Genomic DNA, 23,549 nt, shown 5'->3' with positions numbered 1-23,549 from the left:
CCGTTGCCAATACGCAGTCGTTGCCGTATTCCTTCCTGAGTCGGCGGATCAGCTCCGTCCCTATCTGTCCCAGTCCTCCGGTTACCACTATTCGTTTCATCTATGTCGGCCTCCTTTTTTGATCATGAAAAGGAGGGGAGAGATAATCTCTCCCCTCGGGGGGTGGTGTGTTTCGGGTTTTTATGTTCCCGTCAGTCTCCGGCGCCTACCGGTTGTCCGGAGGCGTCCTGAACTCTTGCGTTCTTGCCTGTCAATTTGTTGACCAATATAGCGATGGCTCCGTCTCCCGTGACGTTACAGGCGGTTCCGAAACTGTCCTGGGCCAGGTAGAGGGCTATCATGAGGGAGAGCATGGTCGGGCTGAAGTGGAGCATAGACTCCAACACTCCCAAAGCCGCCATGACGGCGCCGCCAGGAACTCCCGGTGCCGCTACCATGCAGACTCCCAACATCATCACGAAGGGCAGCATGGCTGCGAAGGATACGTCCATTCCGTGAAGCATCATGACCGCTATGGCACAACTGGTCAGGGTTATTGTGCTTCCCGACAGGTGTATGGTAGCGCAGAGGGGAACCACGAAGTCCGCCACGTCCTCGTCGACGCCGTTTTCCTTAGTCTGCTGAAGTGTGACAGGGATAGTCGCGGCGGAGGACTGAGTCCCTATGGCGGTGAAGTAGGCCGGGATCATGTTCTTTATCGCCTTGAAGGGGTTCTTTCCGGCGGCGGAACAGGCTATGAGGTACTGGACGATCAACATGGTGAAATGCAACGCTATTATGACGGCATATACCTTTATGAACACCGACATAATGGTCTGGACCTCGCCTCCGTAGGTCATATTTGCAAAGATGCCGCAGATGTGAAGCGGAAGGAGGGGAATTATCACCACGGAGATAAGTTTTTCTATTATGCTCTGGAACTCGTGCATGACCTCGTTGAGTTTGCCTCCGTCTATGGCGGCCATCCCTATCCCGAGGGTGAAGGCTATCAGCAAGGCGGTCATGACCCCCATTATCGCAGGCATCTCCACTATGAAGAACGGCGCCAGCAGGGCCTCTTCGGGGTTTCCGTGAGCTGCCGATTCGGAGACCATGGCGCCTACGCTAAGAATGTGGGGGAATACGGCGCTGTCTGCGAAGTAGGCCAGGGAACCGGCCAAAACGGTGGAACCGTAGGCTATCGCGACCGTTAATCCTAGTATCTTACCGGCGTTCTTTCCCAGGTCGCCTATTCCGGGAGCCACGAACCCGATTATTATCAGAGGTATGCTGAAGCCCAGAAAATTGCCGAAGAGGCCGTTGAAGGTCGCGAGAAGCCTTACCACCTGTTCGGGGGTGAACTTGCCTATCAGGATACCGGCGATGATGGCGATTATCAGCTTTGGAAGAAGCCCTATCTTTCCTTTTCTCTCCATTGATCGTCCCTCCATGTGAATATGATGTGTTTAGCTACACTTTTGTAAGCATATGTCGTTTCACAGGGCGGTACAATCGGTCTTAGGATGATAGGGGCTTCTCCTCTTGCTGATTTATACTAAGGTTTTGTCGCTTATAGTTATCTATTGATGGAGATCATTCCATTTCGTATGGCGTATTTGACCAGATCGGCCAGGTTTTCCAGCTTCAACTTGTTCATTATGTGTTGCCTGTGGGTCCCGACGGTCTTTATGCTGAGATGCAGTCTTTCCGCCACCTCTCTGTTCGTGTTCCCCTCCGCCAGGAGTATCAATATCTCTTTTTCCCTAGGCGTCAGAGGTTCTATCTCGTCCGGGTCGTGCAGAGACGACACGTACAGTTTTGCGACTATATGGGATATGCTGGGCCCCAGGTAGATCTCCCCGTCCATAACCTTCCTCACCGCCTCGACCAGTTCGGTGGAAGCGCAGTCCTTCAGAAGAAATCCCAGGGCTCCTACCTTGAGCATCTCAGAGACGAAGCTTCTGTCGGCGTACATAGAGAGGGCCACCACCCTCGACGAGCCGTCCTCTACTATCCGTCTGGTCGCCTCTATTCCGTCCATCTGGGGCATCATGACGTCCATGACAGTTACGTCAGGTCTGATCTCGCCGGCTATGGACAGGGCCTCCTCTCCGTTTCCTGCCTCTGCCACTACCTCCATATCTTCCTGGCGGTTCAGCAGGACCTTTACTCCTTCCCTGAGTATCTTATGGTCGTCTGCCAGGAGTATCTTTATCGTCATTCGTCGTTCCTCCTTCCGACCGGGACCATCAGTCTCACAGAGGTCCCCTCCCCCGGGGTCGACCTTATTACCAGCCGTCCTCCCAGGGAGATTATCCTCTCTCTGAGGCTGAAAAGGCCGAAGGATCTCCTGTTTCCCTCCAGTTTTTCGAGGGTCTTGGGATTGAAGCCCGATCCATCGTCGGTGGTCGATACGTAAAGTCGATCTCCGTAGGTCTTGATCCTGATGGTCATCTTAGATGCCTCCGCGTGCTTTACCGTGTTCATCGCCAGTTCCCTGACCGCTCTGAACAGGAAGGCCTTCATGTCGTCGTCCATCGAGGGCATCGGTCCGTCCGAGATGTACTCTATGGAGATGCCATAATTATCCTCGAATCTCTCCGACAGGTATTCCAACGCTGCGGTGAAGCCGAAACGGTATAGCATGGGAGTCCCTAATTCGAACGTTAGGGTCCTGGTGGAGTCTATCGTTTCGTCCAGCATGGACGTAACCGCCGATATGTCCTCGTCGGCCTGGCCGGAAAGGGACTGGCGGAGCATCTCGAGTTTTATCTTGGACAGGGCCAGAGTCTGGCCTATGGAATCGTGGACCTCCGTGGCTATCTGACGTCTTTCCCTTTCCTCCGCTTCGGTGAGGGCAGTGGCGAGGGATCTCAGTCTCTGTCTGTGTTTTGCCTCGTGTCTCCTGGCCTGTTCCAGTTGCCTGTTTTTCTCGGTCAGCTTTCGGTTGGCCCCTTCCATGACCATCCTTAAACGTCTCTCAGTCCTCTTTTCCTGTCGGTTTCTGACGTATTTAAGCGCCAGATAGAGTACGATCCCCAGCAATGAGATATAGAGAAGATAGGCTATGGGGGTTTTCCATATCGGGGGAATTACCACTATCTCGAGGTTCGCCTCTTCTTCGTTCCAGACCCCGTTGTTGTTGGCTCCCTTTACGGAGAAGACGTATCGTCCCGGAGGTAGATAGGTGTAGCTGGCCTCGTGTCCGTTTCCCGAGTGTATCCAGTTCTCGTCGAACCCCTTCAGGCGATACATGTATTCGTTGGCCTTCGGTGCGGTGTAATCCAGTGCGGCGAACTTTATGGTGATGTAGTTCTGTCTGTCGGTGAGGACGACCTTGTTGTATCCTTGTCGATTTTTCCTCATAGGGGCCGGCTCTCCGAACACCGATACCTCGTTTATCACGACCGGAGGTATGTGTTCGTTTTCACTTATGTTGTCCGGATAAAAGCTGTTGCACCCCTTGGTCCCTCCGAAGTAGATCTTGCCGAAGCGGTCCGTTATGGCCACCCCTCGATTGAACTCCTTCCCCTGTAGGCCGTCTCCCATGGAGTAGTTGGTGAGGTCCCCGGTCTCGGGATCCATGCGGCTCAGGCCGTTGTCGGTGCTGAGCCATAGATTGCCGTATCTGTCCTGAAGGATCGCCTTTATCACGTCGCTGGGCAGGCCGTTCTCGGACGTATATACGTCGACTTGGTCTTCTTCTATCCTCTGAAGTCCTAGGTCCGTCCCTATCCAGAGCCCCTTTTCGTCCAGCATCAGACATAGTATCCTGTCGCTCATGACCCAGTCATCCGACCAAGGAGTCATATGACGACAGGTTTGATCCTCCAGAGATAAGGAGAATAGACCGTCGTCGTCGGTGCCTACCCACAGTATTCCGTCTCTAAAGGCCATGGAGGTTATCTCCGCTTCGGCAAGGCACTCCCATCCGTCTTCCGGTAGGGCCATCGCTCCGTCCAGTCGGAATAGTCCTCTTTCCGTTCCGATCCAGAGGGTTCCGTCGTTGCCCTGGGTCATGGATCGAACCGGTGGAGATTCCTTCATGCCTATAAAGGGGATCGTATCGAAGACGTTGCCGTCGAAGCTGTCCAGTCCCGAGTCCGTTCCTACCAGGAGTCTATCGTCGTCGCATCTGAATATGGATAGTATTCTGTCGCTGTCGGGACTCATGGGGTCTTGCGGGTTGTGCCTTATGGTCCCCGAAGTGCCCTTTCTCTCGTCGATAACCCTGAGTCCGTCGCCGTAGGTGCCGGCCCAGAGGGTGCCGTCTTTGTCCTTCCACAGTGCCCTGACGTCCTGTCCTACAAGGCCCTTGACGTTGTAGGATTTGCTGTCGTACCTCTGGAAGGGTTTCTTTAGGTGAACCTTTTCCACTCCGTCGGAGAAGGTCCCCATCCAGATGATGCCTGTAAGATCTCCGAAGTATATCGACGACCCCGTGTCCCCGAAAATAGAGAGGACTATGTTTCCTCTGAGACCGTGGGGAGATGTGTCGTCCCTGCGGTAGACCGAGGTGCTTCCGGAGTTTGGGTCGAAGCGGATAACCCCGTTCCCGTCGGTCCCTATCCATAGCTCTCCCGCGATGTCCTCGTATATGGACGTTATCGATCTGGAGAGCCCGGTTTTATCAGTGGGTAGAGATACCGGGGCGAATTTTTCCGACTGTCTGTCCAGACCATAGAGCTTACCGGATCTCGTTCCCACCCAGATCCGGTAACGGTGGTCCTCCTCTATGGCCGTTACGGCCCTGTTCGAGTCGTTACCTAAGCCTTTCATCACGTAGCGGGAGTAGCCGTCGTCGTCCTTTCTGTACAGGGCCCTGTCGGTCCCTATCCAAATTCCTCCGGAACGATCGGCTTTTAAGATATTGACCCCTTCCTCGGGGGCTTCGGGCAGATCTCTCTGATGTTCGAATTCACCGCCCATGTCGATGGACTTCTCCAGACCTTCCGTCGTCCCTATCCATAGGGTTCCCGAACGGTCCACGCAGAGGGACGTTATCTCGTGATCTCTCAGGCTGTTTTCGTCGGCAGGGTCGTTTCTGTAGTGTTCTATCGTTCCAGTAGCCATGTTCAGTCGATCCAGCCCTCCGGAGGTGCCTATCCACAGATAGCCTCGTTCGCCCTCTGCCAGTGAGGTCACGACGTTGTCCGAGAGTCCGTCGTCTCGGCCCCATCTTTTACGGTAGATTTTGAATTCGTATCCGTCGTATCGGTTAAGACCTCCGTCCGTTCCGAACCACATGTAGCCGGTCTTGTCCATGAGGATAGCCCTGACAGTGGTCTGGGAGAGCCCTTCCTCTAGGGATAGGTTTTCGAATATGATTTCCTCCTGGGCGGAGGCTATCCCGGCCAGGAGGATCAAGGTCGATATCGCGGCGATAACTCTCATAACAGAGGACTGAAAAGCCTGGTTGCGCTTTCCAGTGTTCTCACCCCCAAGGGCCTATCCTTCCATCTGGACGACGTGAGCCTTATCGACTTCGCCAGAAAACGTTCCTGTGCCTCCACCATGGCGGTAGCCTCCTCCTTGCCGTAGAAGATTAGGTTTATCTCGAAGTTCAAGGCGAAGGATCTTATGTCGAAGTTGCTGGATCCGAAGAATGCAAGCTCCCCGTCTACCGTCATGGTCTTGGCGTGGAGTAGTCCATCGGAAAACTGGTAGATCTCTATCCCCATATCCATAAGCTCCTGGTAATAGGACCTGGCTGCGTGTCCCACCAGAAACTGGTCGCTTCGGGATGGGACTATCAATTGAACCCTGACGCCTCTGAGGGCCGCTACCTCCATAGCCTGGAGAAGGCTCTCGTCGGGAACGAGGTAAGGGGTGGTTATTATCACCCGTCTTGTAGCGTCGTGCATGGCGCTGACTATCAGTCTCTGATAGTTCTCCGTTCTGTAGTTCGGACCGCTGGGAACGGTCTGTACCGATATGTCACCCCACTGGTCCACCGGGGCGGTGAGTTGTTTGAGGTCCGGTTCCTCTCCGGTCTCGACGAACCAATCTTCCAGAAAAACTGCTTGGAGCTGTCTCACCACCGGTCCCTTGAGCCTGATGGACATATCGCGCCATACTAGATCCCTGTGTCCATATCTGGGATCTATCATGTTGTGAGAGCCTGTGTAGGCCACGGATCCGTCTACGATGGCTATCTTTCTGTGATTTCTAAGGTCGAATCGGGCGGCATGTCTCCTGAAAAGACTTGCCGGAAGGGCCTCCGCTACCGAAACTCCCTGGGCCCTTAGCCACTCGACCCTTCCTTCCTTTATAAGAGAGCCCGATCCGACGCTGTCTATCATAAGACGACACTGAACCCCTCTTTTGGAGGCTCTGGTCAGGGCTTCTATCACCGGGCCTCCTATGTTGTCGTCGGAGAATATATAGTAGAGCAGGTCCACGGTCTCTTTAGATTCGTCTATGTCTCCCACCAGTAGCGAGGAGAGATCGGACGCCTTGGATATAAGCTTCCCGTCGTTTCCCCCGACTATCGCCATGTGTCCCAGAGTCTCGGCCAGAGAGGATATTCTGTGTAGCGATCTCGGAAGCTCCGGTGACAGAGCGCACAGTGTCTGGTGACACCTTATTCTCACGGTAGACAGCTCTCTGAGGAGTCTCTGATGTCTCTTCAGTCTTCTCTGAGGCAGAAGGTTGGACCCCATGGCCAGGTACAGCAGCAGGCATGGCCAGGGCCAGAAAAAGATGACCACCAGCCAGGCCATGGCGGCTCCCGGGGTGTGTCTCATGGGAACAACAGCCAGCATGGTAACCCTTATCATCCAGGAGGAGACGTTATGTATCCCCAATATCAACAGCCAGAGATGGTGATCGGTCAGTACGGTGCTAAGAGGCATGGCAATGGCTCAACTCCTTTTCAATGGGAAATTTCGAGGTCACATATGAGTGGAAGGTGGTCGGAAAAACGTACGTCAGGGATGAAAAAACCCTTGGTTGATATCTCCTCGGAGATCAGAACGAAGTCCAGTTCCTTTCGGGGCCTTCTACATGGATAGGTGGGAAGCCCGAGTTCGTTTACGCTGGCCATTCCCGTCTCTCTGAGAGGAGCCAGTTCCTCCGGCCCGGATAGGGTATTATAGTCTCCGGCCAGTATGAGAGGTCTTTCTCTGGCTGAGCAGAGGTCCCTCAGTGCTCGGATCTGGTGACGACGGCTTCTGCTGCCCAGAGAAAGGTGCACTAGAACCAGGGAGAAGTCGCCGTAGACGACCTCAAGGGCGTTTCTCTTCATCCCTCTGCCCAGATCATGGCAGTCGGTTTTGATCGGGGCTAGCCTTGATATTATGGCGTTTCCCTGGGATCTTAAAACCGGTAACCGAGAGATCCTCTCGCCGTATTTAACCGCGAAACGATGATGGCCTCCCATCGACGAAGCTGCCGTCTCAGCTTGGCAGTTTCCCTCGTGGCGGTATGAACCTCCGTCAACCTCCACCAGTCCGATTATATCTGGAGAGAGGTTCATAAGATAATCGGTTATCCGTTTGAACCGTCCGGTCGATCTTCGGAAGTTCCCGGAAAAGGGCGCTGGCACATGGTAGGAGAGTCCCGTCCCGGTGCCGTATCTCACGTTATAAAGTATAAGTCTCATTTCTCTCCTCCTGGATCTTGTTTAGGAAACGATATCATATATCCAGTTGGTTCGGGGTGTCTCAGTTTTTTTCTTGGAAGGGCTCTCTGAAGACTTAAAATAACTTTGGGTTAAATAAAAATATTTTTACAAAATCTTATAAAAGTTGTTGACAAGTGGATGGGATTGAAGTAGACTTTGTTTGTCGCAGAAATGGTAGCGGCAAAAAACATTTTAGGAGGCAACACCTTGACTCAGGGAACAGTGAAATGGTTTAACGGCACAAAGGGCTATGGGTTTATCACCGGTGAGGACGGAAAGGATTACTTCGTCCATTTTAGCGCCATCAACGTCGACGGCTTCAAGACCCTTGATGAGGGTCAGGCTGTGACCTTCACCATCGAGAACGGACAGAAGGGTCCCCAGGCTTCGAACGTTACGCCTGTTTAAACCTTTTCTAATCTAGTCTCAAAAAGCGGCGGTCCCTAGGGACCGCCGCTTTTTTGTGTTTTCGAGCCTTCAACTCTGCGATTTTATCAGGTGGCACGAGACGACATGTCCCGGCTCCATCTCTTGTGCCTCTGGTCTCAGTCGGGAGCAAAGAGGCATGGCCTCCTTGCATCTTCCGTGAAACGGACATCCGGAGGGAAGGTCTATCGCGCTTGGAATCTCTCCCTTAGGAAGGTCCTCTGTGTCGGAGGTCTTCCCGGATATCCTGGGGATGGCTGAGAACAGCGCCCTGGTGTATGGATGCGACGGGTTCGAGAATATCTGTCGTTTGTCCCCCTTTTCCACGATGTATCCCAGGTACATGACGGCTATCTCGTCGCTTATGTGTTTGACCACAGAGAGGTCGTGGGCTATGAAAAGATAGGAGAGAGATAGTTCGTCCTTAAGGTCCATCAGCAGGTTCAGTATCTGGGCCTGTATGGAGACGTCCAGTGCCGATACCGGTTCGTCCGCTATTATCAGCTCCGGTTCCACCGCCAGGGCCCTGGCTATGCCTATCCTCTGTCTCTGACCTCCGCTGAACTGATGGGGGTATCTGGATCCCTGTTCCGCCCTGATCCCGACCCGTTTAAGCAGCTTCATGGCCTTTTCCCTCGCCTCTGCAACGGAGGATGAAGTTCTATGAAACAGCATCGGCTCGGTCAGTATGTCCAAGACCCTCTGTCTGGGGTTTAGGGACGCATAGGGATCCTGGAATATCATCTGCATCCTCTTTCTGAGAGGGAGCATCTCCTCTCTGGAAAGCTCGGTTATGTCCCTGCCGTCGTAGGTTATATTTCCCGATTTCGGCTCTATCAGCTTTATTACCGTCCTTGCCGCGGTGGATTTTCCGCAGCCCGACTCTCCCACTATGCTGAAGACCTTCCCCTTTTTCACGGAAAAGCTTATCCCGTTCACCGCCTTGACGATCCTCTCTTTTATCGTAGGCCGTCCCTTGTCGAAGGTTATTTTGCTGAGAAGATCGGGGTTCAGGTCGAAACTCTGAACCAGATCCCGTACGTCCAGAAGGGGTTCCATCTACAGGCTCTCCTCTCCGAGTGGAAAATGGCATGCCGCCAGGTGTCCCTCCGCAACCTCGACCAGAGGCGGTTCCTTTTCGTCACATATGGCTCGGGCGAAGGGGCATCTGGGGGCGAAGCGACAGCCTTCGGGCAGATCGAACATATTGGGAACGATCCCCTTTATGGTGTCCAGCCTCTTTTTGTCTCTATCCAGGTCCGGTATGGAGCCTATTAGTCCCCTGGTGTAGGGATGGGCGCTTTTGTCTATGACGGTCCTCGTGGTCCCGGTCTCCACGATCTTACCGCAGTACATCACGTTGACCCGGTCGGCCATCTCGGACACCACCGCCAGGTCGTGGGTTATCAGTATCAGGGATCTTCCCCTGTTTTTGACCATGTCGGACATCAGCCTTAGGATCTGGGCCTGTATAGTCACGTCCAGAGCGGTGGTCGGTTCGTCGGCTATCACGAGTTTGGGATCCGCCGCTAAGGCTATGGCTATGACCACCCTCTGTCTCATTCCTCCGCTGAACTGGTGCGGGTAGGCGCTGAGTCTTTTCTCCGGGTTGGATATACCTACGGATCTCAGAAGTTCCATTGATGCCTTCTTTCTTGTCTTGCCGTCCATGTCGGTGTGAAGCATCAGAGTTTCGTCCAGCTGTTTGCCTATGGTGTATACCGGATTCAAAGAGGTCATGGGGTCCTGGAAGATCATGGAGATATCCCTTCCCCTCACGCGGTTCATCTCTCTCTCGGAGAGCTTCATGAGATCGGTGCCGTCGAATTCGATTGAGCCCGATTCTATCCGTCCCGGCTCATCTATCAATCTTATGACAGAGAATCCCGTGATTGATTTGCCCCCTCCGGATTCTCCCACTATGGCAAGGATCTCTCCATGATCCACGTAGAAGGACACTCCGTCCACTGCCCTGACGGTCCCCTTGAACGTGTGGAAGTAGGTTCTAAGGTCCTTCACTTTTAGGAGCCTTCCAGCCATATCGATTTTCCTCCCGTCACTTTAACTTTGGGTTCAGCTCGTCTCTCAGGAAATCACCGAGGAGGTTGGTGCCGAACACTATGACCATGATGTAGAGCCCCGGGAGGATCGAGACCCACCAAAGGCCGCTGTAGAGCACCGAGAATCCGTTGTTGCACAGCATTCCCAGGGACGGCCGGGTAAGAGGTACTCCCAGGCCGAGAAAGCTCAGGCTGGCTTCGGTAAGTATGAATGATCCGACCTGTATTGTTGAGAGGACTATGATGGATGCGAAAACGTTGGGCATTATGTGTCGGAAAAGTATCCTGCGGTGAGGAAGCCCTATAACCTTAGCTGCTTCGACGTACTCGTTTTTCTTGACCGAAAGGGTCTCGCCTCGGACGGTTCTGGCGTATCTGACCCAGCCCACCAGAGTCAGGGATATCAGTATGTTTACCACACCCCTCCCCAGGACGGACATGAGGAACAGGGCTATCAGCATTGTCGGAAATGAAAGCTGTATGTCCGCTATCCTCATTATCACGTTGTCCACCTTGCCTCCGAAGTAGCCCGCTACCAGCCCCAGGAATATCCCTATGACGCTGGCCAAAGCGGTTCCCGCAAGCCCGATGAAGAGGGAGACCCTGCTTCCGTAGACGATAGTGCTCAGCATATCTCGCCCCTGTTGGTCCGTTCCGAGAGGGAAGTCGGGGGATCCCCCTTCTAGCCACATAGGCGGTTTATAGGCGTTCTTGAGCTCCAATGTCGCTATGTCGTAGGGATTTTGAACCGTCCATAGAGGCCCCAATACGGCTATGAGGAGGACCGAGATAACCAGGATGGACCCGACCATGCCGGAAGTGGATCGGATGTAGTTGTGGAAGAATTCGGTCTTTCTAAGATCCGTCAGGATCCCCTTTTTCGTCGCTTCAGCCATTTGGTCCTCCTCACTGTAGATCTATCCTGGGATCTATGAACACGTACATGATGTCCACCACGAAGTTGATGAAGACGAACATGACCGCCACGAAGAGTATATATGCCGCTATTATCGGACGATCGGCGCTGTTTATGGCGTCTATCAGCAGTTTGCCCATACCGGGCCAGGCGAAGATGGTCTCGGTTATGGTCGTGAAGGCTATGAGACTCCCCATCTGTAGACCGAAGATGGTCACCACCGGGATGAGGGTGTTCTTCAGGGCGTGGCCGAACAACACCTTTCTTCGGGGTACTCCCTTTGCCCTGGCGAACTTTACGTAGTCCTGTCTCATGTTTTCCTGCATCCCCGAACGGGTCAGCCTTATTATCGTGGCTATGTTGCCCAGGGCCAGGGTCACCGACGGTAGCAGTATATGCATCCATCCGTCCCACGTGGCCAGGCTCGTCGATATGCCCAGAAACTCGGCGGTCTCCCCTCTGCCGGAGACGGGAAGCACTCCAAGAAAAATGCCGAAAAGGAATATCAGAACCATGCCTATCCAAAAGGAGGGCATGGATATTCCCGCTATGGAAAAGGCCATGACTCCCTTGCTGAAGGGGTTCTTGGGGTAGGCTCCGGATATTACTCCTAGGGGAATGCCAATGAAAGCGGATAGCAAAAGGGCTACAGAAACTATCTCTAAGGTTGCAGGGAACCTCTCGACTATGAGTCCCAAAGCCGGCAGGTGGTACATATAGGATTTACCGAAGTCTCCCGACAAGGCGTTCTTAACGAAGATCCAGTACTGGGTCGGTAACGATTTATCCAATCCCAGATATTGGGTGACCGCCTGGATCTCCGCCTCGGTGGCGTTCTCCCGGACCATCAGATATACCGGATTCCCCATGACGCTGGTGAAGATGAACACTATGAGGGAGACTGCGAACAGCACCAGAAACAGCTGTCCAATCCTCTTAACTATAAATCTGAACACTGTCAACCTCCGTGGTTGCGATAGACACCACGGCGGATCCTCCTGAACGGGAAGACTCCGCCGTGGCGGTCGGGTTTATTTAGAATCGGCAGCTCAGTCCTTGAACTCTACGTCCCAGGCATAGACGTACTTGTCTTTCCTGGGATGGTAGACGATGCGATCGTTGCAGGCGTAGATGTCCTTTTGGAAATGCAGGGGGATGTAGGATACGTCCTCGGCGGCCATGGCCCATACACCTCTCATGATCTTTGCCCTCTCCTCCGGATCGGATGTCGACATCGCCAGGTCTACCAGTCTGTCCGCCTCGGGGTTGAGATAGTAACCCCTGTTGACCCCTCCGTAGCCTTCCTTGACTGGTCCGTCCTGCCGTATGCTATATACCAGATCCAGAGCCATCAACGCGCTCTCGCCGCCGGAGTCGGCCCATCCGGTCATGCAGAGATGGGTGTTGTCGCCGGTCTTGTTGGATGTACTTATGTAGGAGAAGAATACAGTCCTGGACATCAGGTTCAGGTTTACCTTTATTCCCACTTTCTCAAGGTATCCGGCGATTGCCCCGGCGATGGCTCCGTCGTTTATGTAGCGGTCGTTGGAGGCATCGAGGGTTACTTCGAAACGATAGCCGTCTTTCTGTCTGGGATATCCCGCCTCGTCCAGAAGTTTTTCCGCCGTCTTGGGGGCGTAGGACAGTCTTCTGATGTCACCGTTGTAGCCGTTGAAGCCCTCGGGGATATAGGTGGCTGCAGGTTCGGCAAAGCCGTTCATCACCTTATCGATTATTTCGTCCTCGTCGATGGCTCTGTAAATAGCTTCCCGAACCTTTCTGTTCTTAAAGGGATTCGATCCGTCCGGAGATATCAGGGGCATCTTAGTGTCCACCGACGGTTTGTCGGTCCATCCTGCCAGGTTGAGATATATTACCCTGAGGCTAGGCTCGGACAGTACCGATATCCTCTTGTTTCGCTCAAGTATCTTTACGTCCCTGACAGGGATGTCCACCACCAGATCGGCCGCTCCGGACAACATGTTGGCGGTCCTGGTGCCTTCGTTGGTGATGGGCTTGAAGGTGACTTTCTCCGGTGCGGGCTTTTCTCCCCAGTAAATCTCGTTTCTGACGAGGACAAGCCTGTCTCCTCTAAGGTGTTCCTCCAGTATGTACCTACCGGTTCCGTTGGGATGAAGGGCGATCCAGTCGTCTTCCTTGCCCTTGCAGCTTTCCTCGTCCATTATGGCTAGATCCTTGAGGTGGGCCAATAGAAGGGCGTTGGGATCCTTGCACACTACCTTTAGGGTGTGATCGTCCAGTTTTTCATAGCTTTCCACTGTTGAGAGACAGTAGGTGAAGGCCGACTTCCCGCTTCTCTTGGAGCGGTCGAAGGAAAAAATCACGTCGTCGGCGGTGAAATCGTTGCCGTTGTGGAATTTGACGTCCTTCCTTAGGTGGAAGATCCAGGTTCTGGAATCGTCGGAGATCTCCCAGCTCTCGGCAAGTCCCGGGAGGGGCTGTAGGTTCTTGTCCGGCTCCACCAGTCTGTCGAATATGTGGTAGTTCAGTGCGTTGGTGATCGTCTCGTTGAGAGGGTAGGGATCCAACGAGTAGGCGTCTCCCGCCAACCCTATCACTATGTCTCTTGGTCCCGTTGCGTAACAGGCCGCCGCTTGGATCACGATAAATGCCGTCAGGATAGCTAAAGCTGCTCTTTTCAAGATGACGATTCCTCCTTTTGGAACGTGTCCATATAGTGTATTCGTTACTGGATACATAATATCGTCTGAAAAATCAAAAGTCAACTGCTTCAGCGAGTGAAAGTTCGATGTTTCAAGAAGTAATCATCTCGATGGAGAGACGATGTCAACTCGGCGTTATAATGATCAAGATAAAGGTGTGAATAAGACAGGGTATTATGAAGGGAGAGTCGGACTCTTGGGCGCAAAAGAGGATAGACGGAAAGCTATACTTGAGGTCCTTCACAGAAAGGGCAGCGCTAAGCCGGCCGATCTTGCGGAGGATCTGTCGGTATCTCTGGTCACCATAAGAAGGGATATAAAGGACCTGATTTCGCTGGGGAAGATCTCATCGGGATACGGTTTTGTGAGACTTCAGTCGAGCCCCAGCGGGGCGGAACAGTCTTTCGCCAGACGACTTCACGTAAACGTGGACGTGAAGAGATCTCTGGCTATCAAGGCTATGGAATACATAAACGACAACGACGTCGTCTTTCTCGGGGCTGGCACGACCTGTTATTTTCTGGCCGAACTGCTGGTGAGTCGCTTCACCAGGCTACATATAGTCACCAACGGCCTTAAGGCGCTGGAGATATTGGCGGGAGCGCCGGGGTTCAACGTGGAATGCGTAGGAGGCAGCCTTCTTCCAGGTTTCAACTCCATGGTAGGTCCCAAGGCGGAGTCTTCGCTCCGGTCGTCGTTTTTCTCCAAGGCCTTTCTCTCCTGCGCGTCCTACCGATGCGATTCGGGGGTGTTCGATCTATCCCCTTTCACCGCAGGTGTTAAACAGGTGGTGGTGAACAACACGAAGCAGCTCTACCTGATGGTCGATTCCAGCAAGATAGGTGCGGCCGCGCCTTCCTTGATAGCGTCGGCCGAGAGCTTCGGGCACGTGATAACCGACGATCCTGAGATGAAGGTTCCCCAGGGGGTTTCGGTTAGTTCGGCGAGCTGATGGGTAATTTCTTTCGTCTGTCTCTCAAAGGCAAGGTGATAGGGCTCGTCTTTTGTTTCTTTCTGATGAGTTCTCTGGTGACAGGTCTGGTCATAAGGGGAACGGTCATTCCCATGTTCGAGAGGAGCATGGCGGAGGACGCTATGGACATCGCTTTGTCCGTGGCTCACATTCCAGGGATAATCGATAACGTCGGTCGACCCGACGGGGCGGAGGCAATTCAACCCATAGCGGACGGCGTAAGAAAGAAGACTGGGACCGAGTTCGTCGTGGTGATAGACACGGACGGGATTCGATATTCCCACAAGGTCCCTGAGAGGATAGGCAAGAGAGTGGTGGGAGGAGACGAAGGAAGATCGCTCCTTGGAGAATCTTACGTCTCGCGGGCGGTCGGAACGCTAGGCCCCTCCCTGAGGGCTTTCGCTCCAATTTACAGGAATGGCGAGCTGGTGGGAGCGGTACTCGTCGGTATACTTATCGACAGGGTAAACGCAGAGACCTGGAGACTGACGACCAACGTTCTCATGGCTCTTGCTCTAGGGTTGGTGGTCGGCATAGTGGGAGCTACCGTGCTCGCCGACGGTGTCAAGCAATCTATGAGAGGCTTCGAGCCGGAGGAGATAGACAGGTTCCTCTGGGAAAGAGAGGCCATGCTGGAATCGATAAAAGAGGGGATCCTGGCCGTGGACGAGACCGGCAAGGTAACCCTCGTAAACGGCGAGGCTCGGCGGCTCTTGGGGCTTCCTGATTCGGGCGTGATAGGGCGTCAAGTGGACGTAGTCGTCCCGAACAGCCGTCTTCCTCAGGTGTTGAGTTCCGGTGTTCCCGAATACGACAGAGAGCAGGTGTCGGAGAACTCCAGGATACTCACCAACAGGGTGCCCATAGTATGTCAGGAAAGAACGGTTGGAGCCGTGGCCAGTTTCAGGGATATGTCCGAGGTCACTTCGATGGCGGAGGAGCTGACCGGTGTCAGACGTTACGTCGATGCCTTGAGGGTGAGAAACCACGAGTTTCTGAATAAGCTTCAGACCATAAGTGGGCTGGTTCAGCTCGGGGAACACGACCGAGCCGTCGCCTTCATATCAGAGACCGTCCAGTCTACCCAATCGGTGATGTCCTTCATCGCGAGAAGGATAAAAAACCCGTCGGTAGGTGGCCTGATACTGGGGAAGATGGGCCGTTGTCGGGAGTTGGGGATCGAGTTTCGAATAGACGAAGATAGCTATCTGGGACCTCCTGGAAGGGTCGATTCCAACGCCCTCGTGGCGATACTGGGGAACCTGCTGGAGAACGGTATGAACGCCCTTATGGACGTGTCGAGGGAGAGACGGAGGATCTACCTGTCTTTGTTCGACGAGTCGGGGCGGATAATAATATCGGTAAAGGACACCGGGCCCGGCATCCCGGAAAACCTGGAAGAGGATATATTCGAGAGGGGTTTCTCCACCAAGGGCGAAGGCCACGGCGGGTACGGACTTTTCAACGTCAAGTCTCTGGTGGAAGCCTACGGAGGGGAGATCAACCTGGAGTCCAGGGAAGGGGTCTCCACCGAGTTCCTGGTGAACCTGCCGAACGGAGGGAGTAGATCGTGAGCGATATAAGGGTTCTCATAGTCGAGGACGACCCGATGGTAATGGATATTCACAAACGTTTCGTCCTATCCATACCAGGTTTCGAGCTCGTAGGGCTCGGGGCGAACGGGATGGACGGCCTGAAGGTTTTGGAACAGAGAAGCGTGGATCTGGTCATCCTGGACATCTACATGCCCGAGCTGGACGGTCTGGAGACACTGCACGAAATCCGTCGAAGACGTCGAAACGTGGACGTCATAGTGGTCTCCGCCGCTCATGAGACCGATACCGTCAGGGACGTGATGCGCTTCGGAGCCTTCGACTATATAGTGAAACCCTTTACCTACGAGAGGTTCAAAGAGGCTATGGAGGGTTACCTTTTATATTGGGCACAAAAGGGAGACCTTGACCAGGGAGCCATAGACAGGATAATGCGAAGAGGAGCTCGGGAGAAGAGAGACAGATGTCTTCCCAAGGGATTGGGGTCGGTTCAGCTGGATCGGGTAAGGTCGATACTCATGGAAGAGGAAGGGGCCCTCTCAGCCGACGAGGTCGCAGTTAGGGCCGGCGTCTCCAGGGTAACAGCGAGGAGATACCTCGAGTATCTCGTGTCCATAAACAGGGCTGCGGTGGAGCCTCTTCATAGGGACGTAGGTCGTCCTGTCAACCTTTACAGGCTTTTGGACGCTAAAGGAGGGGATTGTTCTTGATAAATCCGGAAATAAAGGTAATAGGGCTTTCGAAGTCCTTCGGATCGGTGGAAGCCGTGAAGGGGGTTTCCTTCGAGGTGGAGAAGGGGGAGATCTTCGGTTTTCTGGGGCCGAACGGAGCGGGAAAGACCACGACCATAAACATGCTTACCGGCCTGGCCCGTCCGGACGGAGGCAGTATAGAGCTAGGAGGCCTGGACTGTACGTCGGACAGAAAACCGGTCCAGCACCTAATAGGGGTGGTCCCGGATGAAAGCTCCCTTTATCCGGAACTCACCGGCTTCGAGAACCTCTGTTTTTGCGGGGCCCTCTACGGAATGAGAAAAAAAGAGAGGATCGCCAGGGCTAAAGAGCTTCTCGATACAGTCGGCCTTGCAGATGCGGCGAAAAGACGTTTCGGAGGGTACTCGAAGGGAATGGGACGCAGGTTGACCATAGCCGCCGGAGTGATCCACAAACCTTCGGTGCTCTTTCTGGACGAGCCGACCACCGGCATAGACGTCGTCAGCGCCAGGACCATTCGTTCGATGATAAGGAGTTTGAACGAGAACGGAACCACCGTGTTTCTGACGACCCACTATCTGGAGGAGGCAGAGAGACTCTGCGATAGAGTGGCTTTCATCCGTTCCGGTAGAATAGTTCTCACCGACACCATGGAGGGATTGCTCAAAAAAGATCGAAGGGGAGAGGCCATACTTTTACGATTCGACGGGGAAGGAGACGGTCCTGCTGAATTCATTCTCCGATCGGCATTCCCAGCCGTCTCTTTCGAGCCGTCAGGACGGGGTGCCGTTACAGCCAGATCCGAGACTTACTTGTCGGTGGGAGCGATGGTCAGAACGCTGGAGGACGGAGGCTTCGAGGTTTTGGAGGCCCGGAGGATCGTGTCTACCCTGGAGGGTGTCTTCTTGCAGGTGGCGGAGATGGAGGATGAACGATGATGAGAGCCGGTATAAGACCCTCATGGTGGATAGCCTACTGGAATATTCTCGTCAAAGACGTCAGGGCCTATTACCTCAAGCCCCCGAACATCAGCTGGGGGATCCTCTTTCCCCTTGCCTGGACCGCCATGTTCCTGATACGGTCGGGAGGTTCAATGGAGGATGTGAGGGCCCTCCTTCCGGGAATAATGTCCCTGTCCGTCCTGTTCGGTACGACATCCATGTTGGCGGTAACCGTGACCTTCGAGAGGAAGGGACGGTCCTTCGATCGACTTCTTCTGGCCCCTCTGCCTCTGGAGATGCTGATGGCGGCCAAGACCTCCGGAGCCATAGCCTTCGGAGTGTTGAACTGCATGATACCCTTCTGGATGGCGTCGTTTTTCTACGATCTCTCCGGGGCGTCTGTACCCTCCATCCTGGCGGCCGGTGCGGTGCTTTCCGTCGTCTGTACCTTCATGGGGCTTTTCATTGCCGTGTCGGTTAAGGAGGTGTTCGAGGCCCAGACCCTCTCTAACTTCTTCCGCTTTCCCATGCTGTTTCTATGCGGGCTTTTCTTTCCCGTTTCCAGTCTTCCCATCTTTCTCCGTCCCCTCTCCTACATGTTGCCCCTTACCTACGGGGTCGACCTTATGAGGTGGATACTGGAGGGGCAAGGGCTCATATCTGTTCCGGTGGATTGGCTGGCACTGGTCGGCTTTGCCTCCTTGCTCTTTATGGTGAGCCTCAGGTCCATCAGAAAAAAGTGGATCCAGTGACGGCCGGGCCTTTGTGTATGTGATAGCTATCTTTATGTTAAAGTAAGATTGGCAATTCGACGGGCCTGAGGTATGATGCTGAAATCCTTTCGGTGTATATCGTATAAATAAGGAGAGAGAGCCATGGAGATGCACATACTGGAGGAGGCCCGTCGCTGTATAAGGTGTGGGGCCTGCGTCAAGGGCTGTCCGGTGAACACCGCCATACCGGACATGATAAGGATGTTGGTGGACGGCCAGATAGTTTCCGCCGGAAGGACCCTGTTCCAGAACAACCCCCTTTCGGTGGTGTGTTCCATAGTGTGTCCTCAGGAGCGTCAGTGCGAAGGGCACTGCGTACTCGGACGCAAAGGAGCCCCCATAAGGATAAGCGACATAGAACACTACATATCGTCATTCTACATGAACGTTATGGACCTGGAGCCCCTGCCGAAGAAGGGCAAGTCCGTTGCCATAGTCGGCTCCGGTCCCGCCGGGATAACCATAGCCTTTCTTCTGGCTTTGAGGGGGTATTCAATAACCATCTACGAGGGAAAGGACCAGATCGGGGGAGTGATGCGTTACGGAATTCCCGAGTTCCGCCTTCCCAAGGACCTGATCGACGGGCTGGAGGCCAACCTAAGGAAGCTCGGAGTCACGATAAGGCCCAATACCACCATCGGTACGACCCTGGGTCTGGACGATCTGTTTAGGGACGGTTTCTCCGCCGTGTTCGTAGGGACCGGCGTGTGGAGGCCCAAGGGGCTGGGAATACCGGGGGAATCCTTGGGTAACTGTCATTTCGCCATAGATTATCTGAAGAACCCGGATGTCTACCGTTTGGGTCGAACCCTGTGCGTGATAGGGGCCGGCAACACCGCCATGGATGTCGCAAGGACCGCCGTCCGCAAGGGAGTCTCCCATGTCACTGTGATGTACCGAAAAGGCTGGGAGGAGATGCCGGCCCGCAAGATCGAGGTGGAATACGCCCAGATCGACGGGGTCGATTTTATGCTGGAGAGCACGCCCGTCGCGATAACTTCCAAGGGAGTTCGTTTCGCTAGAGACGGAGAGGAGGACTTCTTCCCCTGCGAGTCGGTGATAGTGGCGGTCAGCCAGGGGCCCCGGTCTCTCATAGGATCCAGCAGGGACGGCATAGAGACCAGAGAGGATTTTCTCGTCGCCGACGATTCCGGTCGTACCTCCAGAGACGGGGTCTTCGCCTCCGGTGACGTCGTGACCGGAGCGAAGACCGTCGTGGAGGCGGTCCGTTTCTCCAAGAAGGTGGTCGAGGCCATGGACTCCTATCTGAGTGGAACCGACTGAACCAGTGCGTCCCATACTGCTGTGACGGCCTCTCCTCGGGAGATCAGTTCCTCCGGTGGTCCATCCCAGTCCATAGAAGACGGTTCCCATCGGGGGGCCGTCTTCTTCAGTCTTTCCACGAAATCCGATCTGGAGACGAAAAGATCGCCTCCCTCAAGGTCCCTCACGTAGAAGGCCCTGGATATCATGTAGGACATGTGTCGTTCCTCCACCGGCAGGGAGGTTCCGAAGATCACCGGCGTCATGGGATCGAAGTATCCGTAGAGGGTCGCTCCCTGGACGCCCCTCCAATGGGGATGGTCCGGCTGGACGTCGAAAAAGGAATACAGCGACAGGGCGCTCTTACCCCTCAAAAGGACGTCTTGGACCGATATGACCGGCAGGTTCCTTGGATCTCGGTGGGAGAGGGAGCTGAGGGCTGCTATGGCTCCCGCCGCCTGGCCAGTCAATATCGTTATGGGTTGCAACCTCGTCGCCCCGTTGACCAGCCTGGACACCGATATGTTCTTCTCCGCGGCTAAGAGGCCGTCCACCGTCTCCGGAATAAGGGCTCCGTAGGGCACCTGGAAGACTCCCTCGTCGGATCTCCACTCGCCTGGATAGTCGGCCATAGACTCTCCTAGATCCGATTCCAGGCTTCCTGGGACCCTGGATCCATGGATGTCCAGAGGATATTCACCGAGGGCGATCGAGTTCGTCCTGTTTTCCACCGCTCGGCCGAGTCGTATGTCTCTGGCGACGGTCTTGGCCGTCATTGTCTCGATTCCGACGATCCTTCGACTCTCTCTGACGTAGGGAATTGGTGGGAAGTGGTTCAGAACGGCGTCGTTACTCTCGTCCAGATATAGGGCTCTGTCCCTTATACGGTCCCCTCTTTCTCCGTATCCTTGAGACCGGTCCACCGTCCAGTTGGACAGCCCCAGTTCGGTCTGGACGTAGTGGATGAACCTCAACGTCCTGCCGATGGCCTCTCCGTTTACCAGCCGTCTGTAGTCTTTGTCCTCCAGATAGCGGACGGTCAGTCCCACGTGATCGGGGCCGTTGGCGGGAACGTCGTTGGCCCAGTTGACGCAGGTCCTGGTTATGTAGGGCCAGGTCTCCGACTCCCCTCCCTCTATTCTGTGTGGATTGCCCCTGTCCGGAAGGGCTCTGTAGGCTTTGTGACTGGCGAAGTCGAAGGGGGCTTGTCCCGGCCAGGTGGCCCCGTCGGTGGTCACCACTCTTCTGAACCTCCCCACGTCTCTGTCGTATCCGTCCGGTCTTTTTACCTTCAGTTCCTCCGGGATCGAGTCCTCGCTCTTTATAACTGCGACCCAGGTTATGTCCTGTATCTCCCCGTCCATATCCAGGTTGGTGGACAGGGAGTTTCCCGCCCTGTATCTAGCCGGGGTCATTGGAAGCAGATCGCCGCATTCCGTTGCATCTATCGTGACCTTCCCTTTGAGCATTATCGTTCCCGAATCGCCGTCTTTCAGGATAATCCCTGTGACTCGATTTTCCTCCGTCAGGACCGCCTCCGGCGTCCTGTGGAGGAAGAGTTCGACCTTGCCGGGAGCCGCTCCTCTCAGCATGTCGAGAAATATCTCCTCTGCCACCTTGGGCTCCGTCGCTATGGTGTCGTTTCCCCAGTAGCATATGTTGACGTCGGTTCCCGTCGCTCCGTAGCTTTCTCTGACCCTTCTTATAAACTCCAGATATAATCCCGATCTGTTGTGCCCCACGTCGTCCATGGTGGAGACCGCCGCGGCGGTGATCTGTCCGCCGATCCAGCCGGTCTCGTCCACCAGGGCGACCGAAGCCCCGCACCTGGCGGCCTGGATCGCTGCGGCGGTGCCTCCCGATCCCGCACCGACAACTATGACGTCGTACTCGCCTGATCTAACCTCGGAGTCGGCGGTGGGGCATAAGACGGTAGTAAAAAGGACGGAGCAAAGAACAGAATAAAGAAAGACTCTCACACCTATCACTCCTTAACCGAGGAATCCCGGCGTTTAGTTTAGTAAGAGTATATATCATGAATTGGTATGGACAACAGTCTTCAGGCCATGTCTGACTCACCGTACGATAGAGATAACGACATCGAGATATCCAGACTTTAGGTCCGCAGCATGTTTTGCGTAATATGAGACTGGATGGAATAGTTCGCAGTTTGTGTTTGTTGTCTTGGTTATTATCTAAAAACTAATGGTTTAAAATGATAACGTCGATAAAAATAATGGAGGGTGCCACGAATATCTGATGATTTTCAAGGAGGAGATGTTCGTGTCCAGGAATTTCTCTATGCTTCTATCGGGGCTTGTGTTGTTGATGTTAGTAAAAAGGTAGAGAACTATGAGGATATACGGAAACGATCAGAATCTTTCCGGTATATGGGGAAAGAGCCTAGGATATCAAGCGGCAGGACTCCGGGTGGGAGGTCGAAAGCTGGAAAGCGGAAGTGTTCTGAAGACCTCGTCCACGGAGGAGCTTTCCTTGGAGGAAAGTCAGGCGGTGTCCACCATAAGGGATGGATTCGAGAGAATAGGCAAGGTTATGCAGGGAATGAAGCTGATCTCCGAAAAAGGGGAGGAGTCGCTTTCGGAGGACGAGAGGCTGTTGCTTCAGTCCAGAATGGCTGAGTTTCAGTCAGATTTGCATAGGGAAATCCATTCTGTGGCCTTGAAGTTGGCCGGAAAGACCTACGAGTCCACCCTCCCTACTGACGGAGCGAAAAGCATAGTAGGTGAGGGAGTTGAAGGATCCGACGAATATGGATTTTACGGTTGCTTCTTGGATCTCTCCTCTGATCAGTCTTTAAATAAAGTCAATCTAGGTAATCTAGGTCTTGATGGCTTGCGGATCTTTGGTGCCAGAAAACTTGATCCAGAGGAAGGTGCCCCAATGATAAACGGTGATACGGTACATTATGTTACGCTTGTCGCCACGGGCAAGGGCAATGTTTTGGAGAGTCACACGGACAAACTCATCTCCGCCTTGGCGGAGGCCGGAGAATCTGGGAAGAGCCTTTCGGAAGTGGCGTCCGAGCCGATGTTTGCCCAGGACGACATGATGCTGATCGATCCGGAGAGATCGGGCGAGATAACGGACAGGATAGACGACGATCTCAAGAAGATATGGGACATGTCCGCAAAGTTCGAGGAATTCGTGGAGAAAATGAAATCCTCCGACTCAGGTGGAGCGAGAAAGGACCTATCGGTGAACAGGGACTTGCTGGACCTTCAGAACAAGGTGGACGGTCCCCTGGGGACCATGGCCTTTTCCCTAGGAGCGGACTTTTCCGATCTTCGTATGATCGACGTGACCAGCCCTCTCGGTCAGATGTTCTCCGAGGTGGATTCTTTATTCAAGGACGATATATATTCCGACCTCGGGGTGGAGGATACCTATTTTCGGGATCTGATCTTCGACATGGATGATTCTGCACTACTTCAGGAGTTGTTTGATCAAGGCAGAAGTTCCTCCAGGGTGTCTATATAGAGTGGCGGTATCTATGGGGCAGGCGGACCTGTTTAGGTTCGCCTGCTTTTTTGTCTCTTCGTGACCGAAATGACCAAAAGTCTTTTTTGTGTTCTAATACGTTGATGTTCGGGCTTTATCCCGGTACAGTGTAGCTGTCATGACGG

The 23,549-nt window shown here is 54.0% G+C and carries 19 protein-coding genes; 8 read left to right on the top strand and 11 right to left on the bottom strand.

Annotation, left to right across the window (positions count from 1 at the left end; all coding sequences use genetic code 11):
* Positions 1–191 precede the first annotated feature (191 nt).
* From L2W48_RS11660 to L2W48_RS11640, 5 genes are all read right to left on the bottom strand, one after another.
* Positions 192–1,415, bottom strand: a complete 1,224-nt coding sequence (locus L2W48_RS11660; protein ID WP_236100144.1) for a dicarboxylate/amino acid:cation symporter — start codon at positions 1,413–1,415, stop codon at positions 192–194.
* 140 nt (positions 1,416–1,555) lie between these two features.
* Positions 1,556–2,200, bottom strand: a complete 645-nt coding sequence (locus L2W48_RS11655) for a response regulator transcription factor (protein WP_236100143.1) — start codon at positions 2,198–2,200, stop codon at positions 1,556–1,558.
* Positions 2,197–5,373: a sensor histidine kinase gene (locus tag L2W48_RS11650; RefSeq protein ID WP_236100142.1), complete on the bottom strand. Its 3,177-nt coding sequence runs from the start codon at positions 5,371–5,373 to the stop codon at positions 2,197–2,199. Before L2W48_RS11650 ends, L2W48_RS11655 begins: the two co-directional genes overlap by 4 nt.
* Positions 5,370–6,833, bottom strand: a complete 1,464-nt coding sequence (gene cls, locus L2W48_RS11645) for a cardiolipin synthase (RefSeq protein WP_236100141.1) — start codon at positions 6,831–6,833, stop codon at positions 5,370–5,372. The genes L2W48_RS11650 and cls overlap by 4 nt, the downstream gene beginning before the upstream one ends.
* Positions 6,834–6,853: 20 nt before the next feature.
* Positions 6,854–7,582, bottom strand: a complete 729-nt coding sequence (locus L2W48_RS11640) for an endonuclease/exonuclease/phosphatase family protein (RefSeq protein ID WP_236100140.1) — start codon at positions 7,580–7,582, stop codon at positions 6,854–6,856.
* Between the two features lie 228 nt (positions 7,583–7,810).
* Between L2W48_RS11640 and L2W48_RS11635 the strand changes: the two genes are divergently transcribed.
* Positions 7,811–8,011 (top strand): cold-shock protein, encoded by a 201-nt coding sequence (locus L2W48_RS11635; RefSeq protein ID WP_236100139.1) that lies wholly within the window; start codon positions 7,811–7,813, stop codon positions 8,009–8,011.
* A gap of 69 nt (positions 8,012–8,080) precedes the next feature.
* Here L2W48_RS11635 and L2W48_RS11630 read toward each other — a convergent pair whose 3' ends face one another.
* The 5 genes from L2W48_RS11630 to L2W48_RS11610 form a co-directional block, all read right to left on the bottom strand.
* Positions 8,081–9,088, bottom strand: coding sequence for an ABC transporter ATP-binding protein (locus tag L2W48_RS11630; protein WP_236100138.1), 1,008 nt, complete (start codon positions 9,086–9,088; stop codon positions 8,081–8,083).
* A complete protein-coding gene (locus L2W48_RS11625) occupies positions 9,089–10,069 on the bottom strand; it encodes an ABC transporter ATP-binding protein (protein ID WP_236100137.1) in 981 nt (326 codons plus the stop codon).
* 16 nt (positions 10,070–10,085) lie between these two features.
* Positions 10,086–10,985, bottom strand: coding sequence for an ABC transporter permease (locus tag L2W48_RS11620; RefSeq protein WP_236100136.1), 900 nt, complete (start codon positions 10,983–10,985; stop codon positions 10,086–10,088).
* A gap of 10 nt (positions 10,986–10,995) precedes the next feature.
* Positions 10,996–11,961 carry an ABC transporter permease gene (locus L2W48_RS11615; protein WP_236100135.1) on the bottom strand — a complete coding sequence of 322 codons (966 nt, stop codon included), beginning with the start codon at positions 11,959–11,961 and terminating at the stop codon, positions 10,996–10,998.
* 93 nt (positions 11,962–12,054) lie between these two features.
* Positions 12,055–13,668 (bottom strand): ABC transporter substrate-binding protein, encoded by a 1,614-nt coding sequence (locus tag L2W48_RS11610; protein ID WP_236100134.1) that lies wholly within the window; start codon positions 13,666–13,668, stop codon positions 12,055–12,057.
* A gap of 217 nt (positions 13,669–13,885) precedes the next feature.
* On the opposite strand from L2W48_RS11610, the gene L2W48_RS11605 reads away from it, so the two are divergent.
* The 6 genes from L2W48_RS11605 to L2W48_RS11580 all read left to right on the top strand — a co-directional run bounded on the left by L2W48_RS11605 (position 13,886) and on the right by L2W48_RS11580 (position 19,926).
* Entirely contained in the window at positions 13,886–14,641 is a 756-nt protein-coding gene (locus L2W48_RS11605; protein WP_236100133.1) for a DeoR/GlpR family DNA-binding transcription regulator, read from the top strand.
* Positions 14,641–16,236 carry an ATP-binding protein gene (locus L2W48_RS11600; RefSeq protein WP_236100132.1) on the top strand — a complete coding sequence of 532 codons (1,596 nt, stop codon included), beginning with the start codon at positions 14,641–14,643 and terminating at the stop codon, positions 16,234–16,236. Before L2W48_RS11605 ends, L2W48_RS11600 begins: the two co-directional genes overlap by 1 nt.
* Positions 16,233–16,925 carry a response regulator gene (locus tag L2W48_RS11595; protein WP_236100131.1) on the top strand — a complete coding sequence of 231 codons (693 nt, stop codon included), beginning with the start codon at positions 16,233–16,235 and terminating at the stop codon, positions 16,923–16,925. The genes L2W48_RS11600 and L2W48_RS11595 overlap by 4 nt, the downstream gene beginning before the upstream one ends.
* A complete protein-coding gene (locus tag L2W48_RS11590) occupies positions 16,922–17,866 on the top strand; it encodes an ABC transporter ATP-binding protein (RefSeq protein ID WP_236100130.1) in 945 nt (314 codons plus the stop codon). Before L2W48_RS11595 ends, L2W48_RS11590 begins: the two co-directional genes overlap by 4 nt.
* Positions 17,863–18,621: an ABC transporter permease gene (locus L2W48_RS11585; protein WP_236100129.1), complete on the top strand. Its 759-nt coding sequence runs from the start codon at positions 17,863–17,865 to the stop codon at positions 18,619–18,621. The genes L2W48_RS11590 and L2W48_RS11585 overlap by 4 nt, the downstream gene beginning before the upstream one ends.
* Positions 18,622–18,744: 123 nt before the next feature.
* Positions 18,745–19,926, top strand: a complete 1,182-nt coding sequence (locus tag L2W48_RS11580) for an NAD(P)-dependent oxidoreductase (RefSeq protein WP_236100128.1) — start codon at positions 18,745–18,747, stop codon at positions 19,924–19,926.
* Here L2W48_RS11580 and L2W48_RS11575 read toward each other — a convergent pair.
* Complete coding sequence (locus tag L2W48_RS11575) at positions 19,905–21,884, bottom strand: FAD-dependent oxidoreductase (protein ID WP_236100127.1); 1,980 nt, start codon at positions 21,882–21,884, stop codon at positions 19,905–19,907. The two genes, L2W48_RS11580 and L2W48_RS11575, sit on opposite strands and share 22 nt — an antisense overlap.
* A 373-nt stretch (positions 21,885–22,257) precedes the next feature.
* Here L2W48_RS11575 and L2W48_RS11570 point away from each other — a divergent pair, with 373 nt between their 5' ends.
* Positions 22,258–23,403, top strand: a complete 1,146-nt coding sequence (locus tag L2W48_RS11570; protein ID WP_236100126.1) for a hypothetical protein — start codon at positions 22,258–22,260, stop codon at positions 23,401–23,403.
* Positions 23,404–23,549 lie beyond the last annotated feature (146 nt).

The sequence above is a fragment of the Dethiosulfovibrio russensis genome (assembly GCF_021568855.1).
Classification (GTDB): Bacteria; Synergistota; Synergistia; order Synergistales; family Dethiosulfovibrionaceae; genus Dethiosulfovibrio; species Dethiosulfovibrio russensis.
This window is presented reverse-complemented; position numbering and strand designations above follow the sequence as displayed.